We start from the raw sequence: 12,962 nt of genomic DNA, 5'->3' as shown, positions 1-12,962 counted from the left end.
CCATGGCCGGCAAGGAACCTGTCAGCGAGCTGATTCGCGCCAAGGATGTGCGCAGCGTCGATCGCTGGTCGTTGCCCAGCTTTGACGAACACGATGAGTCTCAAGAGCAGGCGCCGGACCCTGAGCCGTTGGCTGCCGAGGCGCCACCTCCGCCTCAGGAAAGCGAGGAGGTGGCCCTCGAGGATGTCAAACCCTTGACGCTCGACGAGCTAGAGGCTATCCGCCAGGACGCCTACAACGAGGGTTTCGCTACCGGTGAGAAGGATGGTTTTCGCGCCGGCCAGCTCAAGGCCAAGCAGGAAGCTGATACCGCTCTGGCGGGGCGCGTGCAGGCGCTCGAGCAGGTCATGCGTCATCTGTTCGAGCCAATCGCCGAGCAGGATAAGCAGCTGGAGCTCGCCTTGGTCACGTTGATCGGCCAGATCACCCGCGAAGTCATCCAGCGTGAATTGAGCCGCGACTCCAGCCAGATTCGCCAGGTGTTGCGCGAGGCGCTCAAGCTGTTGCCAATGGGCGCGGAAAATATCCGCATTCACCTTAATCCCCAGGATTTCGAGGTGGTCAAGGCGCTGCGCGACCGCCATGAGGAAAGCTGGCGGATTCTCGAAGACGATTCGCTGCTGCCGGGCGGCTGCCGGGTGGAAACCGAGCACAGCCGTATCGATGCCAGCGTGGAAACTCGGTTGAGCCAGGCGATCAAGCAACTGTTCGAACAGCAGCGCGAGCACGCCACCACGCCACGCGCTCCCGATATGGTCATCGACCTGGATGCCACCGATGCGCCTTGAGCGCCTGAGCTTCGCCCGCCGCCTTGAGGGCTATGGCGAGGCCGTCAAACTGCCCGCCCAACCCATCGTCGAAGGCCGCCTGCTGCGCATGGTCGGTCTGACTCTGGAAGCCGAAGGCCTGCGCGCCGCCCTGGGCAGCCGCTGCCTGGTGATCAACGACGACAGCTATCACCCGGTTCAGGTCGAGGCTGAAGTGATGGGCTTTTCTTCCGGCAAGATTTACCTGATGCCGGTCGGCAGCCTGGCCGGTATAGCGCCGGGCGCCCGGGTGGTGCCGCTGCCGGATACGGGGCGCTTGCCCATGGGCATGTCGATGCTTGGTCGGGTGCTCGACGGCGCCGGGCGTGCCCTGGACGGCAAGGGCGGTATGAAGGCCGAGGACTGGGTGCCAATGGACGGCCCTACCATCAACCCGCTCAAGCGCCACCCGATCAGCGAACCGCTGGATGTCGGTATCCGCAGCATCAATGGCTTGCTGACCGTCGGCCGTGGCCAGCGTCTGGGCCTGTTCGCCGGTACCGGTGTCGGTAAGTCGGTGCTGCTGGGCATGATGACCCGCTTCACTGAGGCCGAGATCATCGTGGTCGGGCTGATCGGTGAGCGGGGTCGCGAGGTGAAGGAATTCATCGACGAGATTCTTGGCGAGGAGGGCATCAAGCGCTCCGTGGTCGTCGCCTCGCCAGCCGACGATGCGCCACTGATGCGCTTGCGTGCCGCCATGTACTGTACGCGCATCGCCGAATACTTCCGCGACAAGGGCAAGAACGTTTTGCTGCTGATGGATTCGCTGACCCGTTTCGCCCAGGCCCAGCGGGAAATCGCCTTGGCCATCGGCGAACCACCCGCTACCAAAGGCTATCCACCTTCGGTGTTCGCCAAGCTGCCGCGTCTGGTCGAGCGCGCCGGTAATGCAGAGGCTGGCGGCGGCTCGATTACGGCGTTCTACACCGTGCTCTCCGAGGGCGATGACCAGCAGGATCCCATCGCCGACGCCGCGCGCGGGGTGCTCGACGGTCACTTCGTCCTGTCCCGGCGCCTTGCCGAAGAAGGCCATTATCCGGCCATCGATATCGAAGCCTCGATCAGCCGGGTGATGCCCCAGGTGGTCAGCCCAGAGCATATGCGCAACGCCCAGCGCTTCAAGCAGCTGTGGTCGCGCTATCAGCAGAGCCGCGACCTTATCAGCGTTGGTGCCTACGTTCCGGGCGGCGATGCCGACACCGACCTGGCCATTGCCCGCCAACCAGTGATGGTGCGCTACCTGCGTCAGGCCCTTGGCGAGAGCGAGAGCCTGGATAGCAGTCGCGAGTTGCTGGCGGCAGTGCTCAACCCCACAGCGGCGTCTTAACCCGTGGCCAACAGCCGAGCGGCGCGCCTGGCGCCGGTAGTCGACATGGCCGAGAAGGCCGAGCGCGAGGCGGCGCTGCAGCTTGGCCGTGCCCAGGGGCTGTTGGGGCAAGCACAGAGCAAATTGGTCGAATTGGATAGATACCTGCAGGGCTATCAGCAGCAATGGATGGGCGAGGGCCAGCGCGGGGTCTCTGGCCAGTGGTTGATGAACTACCAGCGCTTCCTGTCACAGCTCGACGTGGCTATTGCCCAGCAGCAGCAGGCGGTGAATTGGCATCGCAACAACGTGGACAAGGTTCGTGATGTCTGGCAACAGCGCTATGCGCGGCTCGAAGGGCTGCGCAAACTGGTGCAGCGCTATCTGGACGAGGCGCGCCTGGCCGAGGATAAGCGCGAGCAGAAGCTGCTCGATGAGCTGTCCCAACGCATACCACGACGTGATTCCCTGGAATGATGGTTGCCGCTGACGCAGGCTAGTGCTAAATCTTCTATTGCCGACATTCAGTGCGCCGGAGTGCGGGCTGGGCAGGGCCAGGAAAAACAGGTGAGACACCGCGTCACCATACGGGTCAACAAGCTATCGGCTGCTCGCCAGAGCAGCCTCGGCCAGGTTGGCTCGCCTTAGCGGGCTGCGGGTATCCCGGATATCAAGGAGTGTTTCATGCCCATCACCTCGCTGCCCTCGGAAGACGGGCAAGAGTTGACCATCACCATTCAAGGTCGCTTCGATTTTGGCGCCCATCAGGAATTTCGCCGCGCCTACGAGCGTGTCGATATCCGCCCCAAGCGTTACACGGTCGACCTCAAGGGAACCACTTACCTCGACAGTTCGGCGCTCGGCATGCTGCTGCTGCTGCGTGACCATGCCGGTGGCGACCGTGCGCAGATTCGGCTGCTCAACTGCAATGCCGATGTGCGCAAGATTCTCTCCATCTCCAACTTCGAACAGCTTTTCCAGATCGACTGAGGCGCTATGAAGGCCTCACCGCTCACCATCCTGATCGCCGAGGACAGCGCCACCGACCGCATGCTGCTGTCGACCATCGTCGGTCGCCAGGGGCATCGGGTGCTGGCTGCCGCCAATGGCCTGGAAGCGGTGGCGCTATTCGAATCGCAGCGCCCACAGCTGGTGCTGATGGACGCGCTGATGCCGGTGATGGATGGCTTCGAAGCCGCCAAGCGGATCAAGGCCATGGCGGGCGAGGCTATGGTGCCGATCATCTTTCTGACCTCACTGAGTGAGGAGGAGGCTCTGGCCAGTTGCCTGGAGGCGGGCGGCGATGATTTTCTCGCCAAGCCCTACAGTCGGGTGATCCTCGAAGCCAAAATCAACGCCATGGATCGGTTGCGGCGCCTGCATCAGGAGGTGTTGCGTCAGCGCGACCAGATCGCCCGACACAACGAGCACTTGCAGAACGAGCAACTGGTCGCCAAGGCTGTTTTTGACAAGGTGGCGCACTCCGGCTGTCTGGGCGCTGGCAATGTGCGCTATATGCAATCGCCGTATGCGCTGTTCAATGGCGATCTGCTGCTGGCTGCCTTTCATCCCAGCGGCGACATGCACGTACTGCTTGGGGACTTCACCGGTCACGGCCTGCCGGCGGCGATTGGTGCCATGCCGCTGGCGGAAGTGTTCTACCGCATGACTGGCAAGGGGCACTCGCTGGTGGAGATTCTCCATGAAGGCAACGCCAAGCTACGCCGCATTTTGCCTCGCGGCGTGTTCTGCTGTGCAACGCTTTTGAACATTAGCTTTCGTCGGCGCATGGTCGATTTTTGGGGCGGTGGCTTGCCCGCCGGTTATGTACTGCGCAAGGGTGGTGAGCGGGTACCGCTGGTGTCGCATCACTTACCTTTGGGTGTGCTCGACCCGGACAGTTTTCGTGACGGCTACGAGTCCTATTCGCTGGAGCTGGGCGACCGGGTCTTTCTGCTTTCTGACGGTGTGCTCGAGGCGCAGAACGAGCATGACGAGCTCTTCGGAGAGCAGCGCCTACTTGACGTGCTGGATGCCAGTCACGACCCGTCGCGGCTGTTCGCCGATATTCAACAGGCCCTGCAAGCATTCCACGGTGAAGCCCGCGACGATGTCAGCCTGGTCGAAGTGACGATGGTCGAGGAGAGTGCAGTCAGCCGACCGCCGTTAGCGGCGAGTGAGTCCCAGAGCGGCCCTGAGAGTTGGTCTGCACGCTATGATTTCCGCGGCCCCACCCTGCGCGACTATTATCCGTTGCCCCATCTGTTGCAGTTGCTGCTCGAAGTGCCTGGATTGCGCGGCAGCGGCGGCAATCTCTACAGCGTGCTGTGCGAGTTGTATACCAATGCGCTGGAACATGGTGTGCTGGGGCTGGATTCTTCGCTCAAGCGCGATGCGGCAGGATTCGCCGAATATTATCGGTTGCGTGCCGAGCGGCTCGACAGCCTGCAGGATGGCTGCGTCAGTGTAGTCTTCGATGTGACTCAGCAGCCGGGTGGTGGGCGTCTGACACTGACTGTCGAGGACAGCGGCGGGGGCTTCGATCCCGCGGAGGTACTTGCTCGCGAGCACACTGCCGGTGGCTTCAGCGGGCGTGGCATGGCGTTGATCCGACAGTTCAGCGAGCGTTGCGAGTGGTCACCTGACGGACGTCGGGTCAGTGTGGAGTTTTCCTGGACCACGCAGGCATAATTCCGGCTTTCGCGCGCGACCCCAGCGGGCTCGCGTAATGACGTACCGTCATTCGAGGCCGGCCTGGAGTCTAGGGTGTCCGACAATCATCTTGATCGTGATGTACTCAATTCCCTGCAGGAGATCATGGAGGATGAGTATCCGGTGTTGCTGGATACCTTCATGACCGACTCTGAGGAACGCCTGCGCCTGCTGCATCTGGCTGAGAAGCACCAGGACGCCGTCGAGATGCGCCGCGCCGCCCACAGTTTCAAGGGCAGTTGCAGCAATATGGGCGCCAGGGCCTTGGCCGAGTCCTGCCGGGAGCTTGAGGAGCTGGCCCGCCGTGGCGAACTGGACGAGTCGGCACAACTGGTTGCGCGTATCGAACGCGAGTTCGCCATTCTGCGCATTCTGCTGAAGTCCGAACGTCAGCGGTTTCCTGCCGCCTGACCGCTATTGGGAATAATTGGCCCGACCTTTGCTTTGCCAAGGTATACGCCATTATTCAAGCGGAGAGCGTTCATGCCCGTTGCCCCAGATCTTTTGCTGACCCCTGCGGCTGCCCCAAAGCCGAAGGCTGCGCCGGCCAATGCCCCGCAGAGCGCCGCGCAACCACGTAAGCAGGAGGGTTCCAGCTTCTCCCAGGTCTACGCCAAGGAGCGTCAGGCCAAGGCCGCCGAGCGTCAGGACGCTGCCGCCAAGTCAGCACGCGACGGCAAGGCCGACCCCCAGGCAAGCGCCAGCGATCCGGCGGCGGCCGTTGCCGCCGAGCCAGTGGTTGCCGATAGCGGCAAGGATTTGCCCGAAGAGCCTACACTCGAAGAGGGCGCCGTCGATCCGCTGATGCTGCTGGGTTTGTTCCAGCCTGAGCCGCAAGCCGAGGTGCTCGAAGAGCAGCCCGAGGTTGCGCCGACTGTTGATGTATCGCCCAGCGTGATCGGTTCTGCCCCGGCCGCCATGACCGAGGCGAGCTTCGATCCGGAAATTGACGCACTAAATCAGCAGCCTGCCGTGCAATTGGCGCTTGAGGTCGGCGCTCAGGAGAAAACCGCTGCTCAGTCCACCGCCACGCCAGGCGGCGCGGCGACCTCATCATCGGCCAGCAGCGGCCAGGCGTTCGCCAGTGCCATGGCTGCAATGGGCGTGAAGAGCAGCGCTATGGAAGGTGAATCCAGCGAAACGACGCCGTTGCCGTCTTTCGAACTCAGCACCGAAGGGCTGGAAGCGCTTAAGGAGAGTTCGGCCGACACCCCGCCCGAACAATTCGTCAGCAAGCTCAGCGCGCTGAGTCAGGCAATTGGTCAGCAGACCGCTCAGGTCGGTCGGGCGCCCGTGGTGCCTGGCCAGCCGCTGGCCATGCAGCAAGCTGGCTTTAGCGAAGGTGTGGTGGACAAGGTGATGTGGATGTCCAGCCAAAACCTCAAGTCCGCGGAGATTCAGCTTGATCCCGCCGAGCTGGGGCGTCTCGACGTTCGCATCAGCCTCAACCAGGATCAGACCCAGATCAGCTTCGCCAGCGCACACCCCAGCGTGCGCGAGGCCTTGGAAGGCCAGATGCATCGGCTGCGCGAGATGTTCACCCAGCAGGGCATGAACCTGGCAGACGTCAACGTTTCCGACCAGTCCCAGGGCCGTGCCTGGCAGGGGCAGGAAGGCGATGGCCGTGGCCGCGGTAGCCGTATGGTCGATGAAGGGAGCGCGAGTGGCGAGGGCGAGGAGCGGGTGATCGGTAGTGTCGAGATCCGCGACCCGGCTCAGGGCGCTGGTCGCGGTATGGTCGACTATTACGCCTGACGACGCCGCTTTGTGGCGGCTGTTCTAGACTTCGAATCACCCTGCTCGATATATCGGCAGGGTGATTTGCGTTTTAAGGCGCGCTGCGAGTCGGGTCAGGCATCACGCTTTCGCGTAACATGGCGCGCTCGGTGATTGCAGCCGCATCTATGAGCTGGCATAACACTTGCTCTTAACCCATTGAAAGCGGAGGGTTCTCCGCTCCGTGACGGATTTTTGGCATGGCAAAGAAGAACGCGCCTCCCGCCGCTGCTGCCGAAGCAGGCAGCAAGCCGCCAGGCAAGCTCAAGCTCATCATCGCCATCGTATTGGCCCTGTTGCTGGCCGTGGGCGCCTCGATCGGCGGCACCTGGTTCTTTCTCAGCAAGGACAACGCCAAGCCAGAGGCCGAGCATGCGCAGGCCGAGAACGCCGCGCCCGTCAAGCAGCCGGCAATCTACGAAGAGCTGACGCCGGCCTTCGTGGTCAATTTCACTCAGAACGGCAAGCCGCGCTACATGCAGGTCAGCGTTGCGCTGATGGGGCGCGACCAGGCAGCCATGGACGCGCTCAAAGTAAATATGCCGGTGTTGCGCAACAACCTGGTGATGCTGTTTTCCAGCCAGGATTTCGCCAGCCTGATCACCCCGGTTGGCAAGGAAATGCTGCGCCAGCAGGCGACCGCCAGCGTGCAGCAAGTGGCCGAGAAGGAAACCGGCAAGGTGGCTGTCGAGCAGGTGCTGTTCACCAACCTCGTGTTGCAATAGGGCGGGAGTTCGCTAATGGCTGTACAAGACCTGCTGTCCCAGGACGAGATCGATGCGCTGCTGCACGGCGTCGACGATGGCCTGGTGGAAACCGAGGAGTTCGTCGAGCCCGGCAGCGTCAAGCAATATGACCTGACCAGCCAGGATCGCATCGTGCGCGGGCGCATGCCGACCCTGGAGATGATCAACGAGCGTTTCGCCCGTTATACCCGCATCAGCATGTTCAACCTGCTGCGCCGCTCGGCCGATGTGGCGGTTGGTGGCGTGCAGGTGATGAAATTCGGCGAGTACGTGCATTCCCTGTACGTGCCTACCAGCCTCAACCTGGTGAAAATGAAGCCGTTGCGCGGCACCGGCCTGTTCATTCTGGACGCCAAGCTGGTGTTCAAGCTGGTCGATAACTTCTTTGGCGGCGACGGCCGTCACGCCAAGATCGAAGGGCGTGAATTCACCCCCACCGAACTGCGTGTTGTACGCATGGTGCTCGATCAAGCCTTCGTCGACCTGCGTGAAGCCTGGGCGGCGGTGATGGACATCAACTTCGAGTACGTCGGCTCCGAGGTCAATCCGGCCCTGGCCAACATCGTCAGCCCCAGCGAAGTCATCGTGGTGTCGACTTTTCACATCGAACTCGATGGCGGCGGCGGCGACCTGCACGTGACCATGCCTTATTCGATGATCGAGCCGATTCGCGAGATGCTCGACGCCGGCTTCCAGTCCGACGTGGACGATCAGGATGAACGCTGGGTCAAGGCCCTGCGCGAAGACATTCTCGATGTCAGCGTTCCTTTGAGCGCCACCGTTGCGCGCCGTCAGCTCAAGGTGCGCGACATCCTGCACATGCAGCCCGGCGACGTGATTCCCGTCGAGCTGCCCGAGCACATGATTCTGCGCGCCAACGGCGTGCCGTCCTTCAAGGTCAAGCTCGGTTCGCACAAGGGCAACCTCTCGCTACAGGTACTCGATCCGGTTGATCGTCACCGCTAGCCCACTATTTCCGCCGCGCCCTGTGCGCAGCCAAGCCGATAAACGCCAGCCGAGGTTGAACGATGGCAGACGAGAACGAACAAACCAGCCCCGAAGAACAAGCGCTCGCCGATGAGTGGGCGGCCGCGCTTTCCGAGTCCGGAGATGCAGGCGGGCAGGACGATATCGACGCGATGCTGGCCGCCAGTGCGGCCAGCCAGCCGTCGGCGCCCCGTGCGCCGATGGAAGAATTCGGCAGCATGCCCAAGGTCAACAATCCGGTTAACCTGGAAGGCCCGAATCTCGATGTGATCCTCGATATTCCGGTGTCCATTTCCATGGAAGTGGGCAATGCCGACATCACCATTCGCAACCTGCTGCAGCTCAACCAGGGCTCGGTGATCGAGCTCGATCGCCTGGCCGGCGAGCCGCTCGATGTGCTGGTCAATGGCACCCTGATTGCCCATGGCGAAGTGGTGGTGGTCAACGAGAAGTTCGGCATTCGCCTGACCGACGTGATCAGCCCCAGCGAACGCATCAAGAAGCTGCGCTGACGCCATGAACAGACTCCTGCTCGCACTCCTTGCGCTGCCGTGCTTCGCCTTCGCCGCCGAACCTTCTGCCCAGGCGCCTGCCGCCAGCGGCGGTATCGCCGGCCAGTTGGCGCAACTGGTGATTGGCCTGCTACTGGTGATTGGCCTGATCTTCCTGCTCGCCTGGATGATGCGCCGCGTGCAGCGTCTGGGCCCCAACAATGGCAAGGTGATCAAGATCGTCGCCACTCAGGCGCTGAGCCCCCGTGATCGGCTGGTGCTGGTGCAGGTCGGCAACGAGCAGATTCTGCTAGGCCTCACACCTGGGCGTATCAACTCGCTGCACGTGATGGGCGAGCCGGTTCACCTGCCTGATGCCGAGCCGGCATCCACCGAATTCTCCCAGCGCCTCATGGAACTGCTGGGCAAGGACCAGAAGGACAAGTCCTGATGTTGCGACTTCTGCTTGTGCTGGTGTTCGCGCTGGGGACTTCGCTGGCCTTCGCTCAGGAACCATCATCGCCCAGCCCATTGATCCAGCAGGGCAGCAATCCGCTTTCTATTCCGGCGATCACCCTGAGCACCGACGCCGACGGGCAGCAGGAATACTCGGTCAGCCTGCAGATTCTGCTGATCATGACGGCGCTGAGTTTTATCCCGGCGTTCCTGATGCTGATGACCAGCTTCACGCGGATCATCATCGTGTTCTCGATCCTGCGTCAGGCCATGGGTTTGCAGCAGACGCCGTCCAACCAGATCCTCATCGGCCTGGCGCTGTTTCTGACCATGTTCATCATGGCGCCGGTGTTCGACCAGATTAACCGCGAGGCCTTGCAGCCTTATCTGAATCAGCAACTGCCGGCGCAGCAGGCCATCGAGCGGGCAGAGGTGCCAATCAAGAACTTCATGCTGGCGCAGACACGCGAGAGCGATCTGGAACTGTTCGTGCGTCTGTCCAAGCGTACCGACATCGCCACGCCGGAAGCGGCGCCGCTGACCATCCTGGTGCCGGCCTTCGTGACTTCGGAGCTCAAGACCGCGTTCCAGATCGGCTTCATGATCTTCATCCCGTTTCTGATCATCGATATGGTGGTGGCCAGTATCCTCATGGCCATGGGCATGATGATGCTGTCGCCGCTGATCATTTCCCTGCCGTTCAAGATCATGCTGTTCGTGCTGATCGACGGTTGGGCGCTGATCATGGGCACCCTAGCCAGCAGTTTCGGCACCTTGTAGCGAGGCTCACATGACCCCTGAAGTTGCAGTCGATCTGTTCCGTGAGGGACTCTGGCTGATCTCCCTGATGGTCGGGCTGTTGGTCATGCCCAGCCTGCTGGTGGGCCTTTTGGTGGCGATGTTCCAGGCCGCTACCCAGATCAACGAACAGACCCTGAGCTTTCTGCCGCGCCTGCTGGTGATGCTGCTGACCCTTATCGTTGCCGGGCCGTGGATGGTGCAGCAACTTATGGAGTACACGCAGAACCTGATCATGAACATTCCGCAGCTGATCGGCTGATTCGATGTTCGAGCTGAGCGATGCGCAGATCGGCAGCTGGGTCAGCAGCTTCCTGCTGCCGCTGTTTCGCATCGGCGCCTTGCTGATGGTCATGCCGATCATCGGCACGCAGTTGGTCCCCACTCGGGTGCGCCTGTACCTCGCGCTCGCCATCAGTGTGGTCATCGTGCCCACCTTGCCGCCGATGCCACAGGTCGATTCGATCAGCCTGCAGGCCTTCATGCTCATCGCACAGGAAATTCTCGTTGGCGTGATGCTCGGCTTCGTGCTGCAGCTGCTGTTTCACGTCTTCGTGGTGGCGGGGCAGATCCTCGCCATGCAGATGGGCCTGGGCTTCGCCTCCATGGTCGATCCGGCCAACGGCATTTCGGTGCCGGTGATCGGCCAGTACTTCACCATGCTGGTGACCCTGCTGTTCCTGGCCATGAACGGGCATCTGGTGGTGTTCGAGGTACTGGCCGAGAGTTTCGTGACCCTGCCGCCGGGCTCCGGCCTGCAGGTTGAGCACTACTGGGAGCTGGCCACAAAGCTCGGCTGGGTAATGGGGGCCGCGCTGATCCTGGTGCTACCGGCCGTTACCGCATTGTTGGTGGTGAACATCGCCTTCGGGGTGATGACCCGCGCCGCGCCGCAACTGAACATCTTCTCCATCGGTTTCCCGCTCACCTTAGTGCTAGGCATGGTGATCGTATGGATTTCTCTAGCTGACATTCTGGCGCATTATCAGGCCATCGCGAGCGAGGCGCTGATCATGTTGCGTGAACTGGCGAGGGCCCGCTGATGGCCGAGTCGGACAGCGGTGCCGACAAGAGCGAGGAACCCACGGAGAAACGCCGCCGGGAATCTCGTGAAAAAGGGCAGATCGCCCGCTCCAAGGAGCTCAATACCTTCGCCATCATGCTGGCCGGCACTGGCGGGCTGCTGGCCACCGGTGGCTCGATCGGCAATGCCATGCTGGAAATCATGCGCGGCAACTTTTCGCTGCCACGCGAGATCCTGATGGATGAGCGCAATATGGCGCTGTGGCTGGCCGCCTCCGGGCAGCTGGCACTCGATGCGCTGTTGCCGCTGCTGGTCGTGCTGCTGGTGATGTCCATCATAGGGCCCATCGCTCTGGGTGGCTGGCTGTTCTCGGCCAAGGCCATGGCGCCCAAGTTCAGCCGCATGAACCCGCTCTCCGGGCTCAAACGCATGTTCTCGATGAAAGCGTTGATCGAGCTGCTCAAGGCATTGGCCAAGTTCATCGTCATCCTGCTGGTGGCGCTGGTGGTGCTGTCGAAGGACCGCGCTGATCTGTTGGCGATCGCCAACGAACCTATCGAGTCGGCCATCATGCACTCGGCGCAAGTCGTCGGCTGGAGCGCGTTGTGGATGTCGTTCGGGCTGATCCTGATCGCTGCCGTGGATGTGCCGTTTCAGCTCTGGGACAACAAGCAGAAGCTGATGATGACCAAGCAGGAGGTCAAGGACGAGTACAAGGACAGCGAGGGCAAACCCGAGGTCAAGCAGCGCATTCGCCAGCTGCAGCACCAGATGACTCAGCAGCGCATGATGCAGGCCGTCCCTCAGGCCGATGTGGTGATTACCAACCCGACCCACTTCGCCGTGGCTCTGAAATATGACCCACAAACCGGCCAGGCGCCCATGTTGCTGGCCAAGGGCGGCGACTTCACTGCGTTGAAAATCCGCGAGATCGCCACCGAGCACAATGTGCTGATACTGGAGTCGCCGGCGTTGGCGCGCTCGATCTATCACACCACCGAGCTCGATCAGGAAATCCCTGCCGGTCTTTACCTCGCCGTCGCGCAGGTGCTGGCGTACGTCTATCAGATTCGCCAGTTCCAGGCCGGCAAGGGCAAGCGTCCGGCGCCGCTCAAGGATCTGCCAATCCCACCCGATCTGCGCCGCGACGAATGAGTGAGCGCAGCCTGCATCTGGCAGGCTGCGCCCAGCCCGTTACTTGATCACGCCGCAGGCGACGCGTGCGCCGCCGCCGCCCAGAGGCTTGGGATGATCGGCATGGTTGTCGCCGCCGGCATGGACCATCAGAGAAAGGCCCTTGAGCTCGTCCACGCTCTTGATGCGCGGCGCCAACACCGGCTGGCTGGCCTTGCCGTCAGCGGTCACCAGTAGAGCAGGGAGATCGCCCATATGGCCGTCGCCCCATGGCAGGTCGTGTTTGCCGGTGTTTTTCGGATCCCAGTGGCCGCCAGCGGCTTCGGCTGCCGATGGTTTGCCATCCTTGGGCGCCGGCTCGCAGCTGGGTTTGCCGTGTACGTGGAAGCCGTGAATTCCAGGTTCCAGATCATGCAGCTCAGGCGTGAACACCACACCGTAGGTGCTCTGGCTGATCACCACCTTACCTACCGAACTGCCGATACCATTGGCATCCACGGCATTGAGTTCGACCGTCTTGTCGGCAGCCTGAAGGCTCGCCGCGCAGCAACTGGCCAGTGCGGCCATCATCCAGCGTTTCATGGTGTTCTCCTTGGTGGGTGAATCCAACGTTCATTGGCTGTGACTGGGCTTCGCCACCGGGGTTCGTGTTTTTGTCTTCAAAGCGCTCGGGGAATTTGTGCCGTGCCTTCTGGGTCGGGCTTTTTCACGAATTGGAAAGGT

The 12,962-nt window shown here is 62.0% G+C and carries 16 protein-coding genes; 15 read left to right on the top strand and 1 reads right to left on the bottom strand.

Annotation, left to right across the window (positions count from 1 at the left end; genetic code table 11):
- Positions 1-2: 2 nt before the first annotated feature.
- From fliH to flhB, 15 genes are all read left to right on the top strand, one after another.
- The gene (fliH, locus tag PVA39_RS12620; protein ID WP_274124344.1) at positions 3-788 is read left to right on the top strand and encodes a flagellar assembly protein FliH; all 786 of its coding nucleotides are present in this window, start codon (positions 3-5) and stop codon (positions 786-788) included.
- A complete protein-coding gene (fliI, locus tag PVA39_RS12615; RefSeq protein WP_274124343.1) occupies positions 778-2,136 on the top strand; it encodes a flagellar protein export ATPase FliI in 1,359 nt (452 codons plus the stop codon). The genes fliH and fliI overlap by 11 nt, the downstream gene beginning before the upstream one ends.
- A 3-nt stretch (positions 2,137-2,139) precedes the next feature.
- On the top strand, positions 2,140-2,592 hold the full coding sequence (gene fliJ / locus PVA39_RS12610) for a flagellar export protein FliJ (RefSeq protein ID WP_274124342.1): 453 nt from the start codon (positions 2,140-2,142) through the stop codon (positions 2,590-2,592).
- A gap of 207 nt (positions 2,593-2,799) precedes the next feature.
- A complete protein-coding gene (locus tag PVA39_RS12605; RefSeq protein WP_013791031.1) occupies positions 2,800-3,105 on the top strand; it encodes an STAS domain-containing protein in 306 nt (101 codons plus the stop codon).
- Positions 3,106-3,111: 6 nt separating this feature from the next.
- Positions 3,112-4,806: an ATP-binding SpoIIE family protein phosphatase gene (locus PVA39_RS12600; RefSeq protein ID WP_274124341.1), complete on the top strand. Its 1,695-nt coding sequence runs from the start codon at positions 3,112-3,114 to the stop codon at positions 4,804-4,806.
- A gap of 75 nt (positions 4,807-4,881) precedes the next feature.
- Positions 4,882-5,238 (top strand): Hpt domain-containing protein, encoded by a 357-nt coding sequence (locus tag PVA39_RS12595; RefSeq protein WP_274124340.1) that lies wholly within the window; start codon positions 4,882-4,884, stop codon positions 5,236-5,238.
- Between the two features lie 72 nt (positions 5,239-5,310).
- Positions 5,311-6,582: a flagellar hook-length control protein FliK gene (locus PVA39_RS12590; protein ID WP_274124339.1), complete on the top strand. Its 1,272-nt coding sequence runs from the start codon at positions 5,311-5,313 to the stop codon at positions 6,580-6,582.
- 221 nt (positions 6,583-6,803) lie between these two features.
- Positions 6,804-7,328, top strand: coding sequence for a flagellar basal body-associated protein FliL (gene fliL / locus PVA39_RS12585; protein ID WP_274124338.1), 525 nt, complete (start codon positions 6,804-6,806; stop codon positions 7,326-7,328).
- A gap of 15 nt (positions 7,329-7,343) precedes the next feature.
- Positions 7,344-8,315, top strand: a complete 972-nt coding sequence (fliM, locus tag PVA39_RS12580) for a flagellar motor switch protein FliM (RefSeq protein WP_073268173.1) — start codon at positions 7,344-7,346, stop codon at positions 8,313-8,315.
- 62 nt (positions 8,316-8,377) lie between these two features.
- Entirely contained in the window at positions 8,378-8,848 is a 471-nt protein-coding gene (gene fliN, locus PVA39_RS12575) for a flagellar motor switch protein FliN (RefSeq protein ID WP_093503440.1), read from the top strand.
- A gap of 4 nt (positions 8,849-8,852) precedes the next feature.
- A complete protein-coding gene (gene fliO, locus PVA39_RS12570; protein WP_274124337.1) occupies positions 8,853-9,278 on the top strand; it encodes a flagellar biosynthetic protein FliO in 426 nt (141 codons plus the stop codon).
- Positions 9,278-10,063, top strand: a complete 786-nt coding sequence (gene fliP, locus PVA39_RS12565; protein WP_093503444.1) for a flagellar type III secretion system pore protein FliP — start codon at positions 9,278-9,280, stop codon at positions 10,061-10,063. The genes fliO and fliP overlap by 1 nt, the downstream gene beginning before the upstream one ends.
- 10 nt (positions 10,064-10,073) lie before the next feature.
- Positions 10,074-10,343, top strand: coding sequence for a flagellar biosynthesis protein FliQ (gene fliQ / locus PVA39_RS12560; protein WP_013791040.1), 270 nt, complete (start codon positions 10,074-10,076; stop codon positions 10,341-10,343).
- A 4-nt stretch (positions 10,344-10,347) separates the two neighbouring features.
- Positions 10,348-11,124: a flagellar biosynthetic protein FliR gene (gene fliR / locus PVA39_RS12555; protein ID WP_093503446.1), complete on the top strand. Its 777-nt coding sequence runs from the start codon at positions 10,348-10,350 to the stop codon at positions 11,122-11,124.
- Positions 11,124-12,260 (top strand): flagellar biosynthesis protein FlhB, encoded by a 1,137-nt coding sequence (flhB, locus tag PVA39_RS12550; RefSeq protein ID WP_274124336.1) that lies wholly within the window; start codon positions 11,124-11,126, stop codon positions 12,258-12,260. The genes fliR and flhB overlap by 1 nt, the downstream gene beginning before the upstream one ends.
- A 39-nt stretch (positions 12,261-12,299) precedes the next feature.
- Here the strand turns inward: flhB and sodC are convergent, their stop codons facing one another.
- The gene (gene sodC, locus PVA39_RS12545; protein ID WP_274124335.1) at positions 12,300-12,821 is read right to left on the bottom strand and encodes a superoxide dismutase [Cu-Zn] SodC; all 522 of its coding nucleotides are present in this window, start codon (positions 12,819-12,821) and stop codon (positions 12,300-12,302) included.
- Positions 12,822-12,962: the final 141 nt, after the last annotated feature.

The sequence above is a fragment of the Pseudomonas sp. CNPSo 3701 genome (assembly GCF_028674975.1).
GTDB lineage: Bacteria > Pseudomonadota > Gammaproteobacteria > Pseudomonadales > Pseudomonadaceae > Aquipseudomonas > Aquipseudomonas straminea.
The sequence above is the reverse complement of the archived record's forward strand: the minus strand, read 5'-3'. Positions and strand labels throughout refer to the sequence as shown.